This is a genomic window from Agromyces humi (genome assembly GCF_009720255.1).
Taxonomy (GTDB): Bacteria; Actinomycetota; Actinomycetes; order Actinomycetales; family Microbacteriaceae; genus Agromyces; species Agromyces humi.
Window position 1 is genome coordinate 1 of the sequence record NZ_WJSP02000768.1, and the last position, 582, is coordinate 582.

The window sequence follows — 582 nt, forward strand, 5'->3', positions numbered from 1 at the left end:
GAGTACGGGCGGGGCTGGCTCGCCGCCCTCGGCCTCGCGGGCATGGAGGACCGCCGCATCGGCCAGCTCTCGGGCGGGCAGGCGCAGCGCGTCGCCATCGCACGGGCGCAGGTCACCGGGGCATCCGTCGTCTTCGCGGACGAGCCGACAGGCGCCCTCGACTCGACCACGTCGGCCGAGGTGATGCGGGCGCTGCTCGACTCGACGACCGGCCAGGGCCGCACGCTCGTCGTCGTGACGCACGACGCCGAGGTCGCCGCACGCTGCTCGCGTATCGTCGACGTGCGCGACGGTCGCATCGTCGGAGAGCGGGTGCCCGCATGATCGCCCGGGTCGCGTGGCTGCTCGCGCGTCCGGGTTCGGCCGGCGCCGCGGCATCCGTGCTGCCCGTCACCGCGTTCGGGATCGTCACGGCGCTGCTGCTCACGGTGATCGGCGGCGCGCAGACCTTCTGGACGTGGACCGACGACGACGGCATCCTCTACCAGGCGCTCGCGGTGATCGCCCTCGTGCTGCTCGTCGTGCCGCTCGTGTCGCTCGGGGGAGCGGCCGCGCGGCTCTCGGCGCGGCGCCGCGACGACC

Annotated in this window: 1 protein-coding gene and 1 pseudogene; both read left to right on the forward strand. The window is 75.1% G+C overall.

All coding sequences use genetic code 11. The annotated features are described in order from the left end of the window. Nucleotides 1-324 (forward strand): ATP-binding cassette domain-containing protein (locus tag GH736_RS24080; RefSeq protein WP_159607623.1); only part of this gene is annotated, 324 nt, incomplete at its 5' end. Further along, nucleotides 321-582, forward strand: a pseudogene (locus GH736_RS24085) (permease); the annotation flags it as partial. The gene GH736_RS24080 and the pseudogene GH736_RS24085, both read left to right, overlap by 4 nt.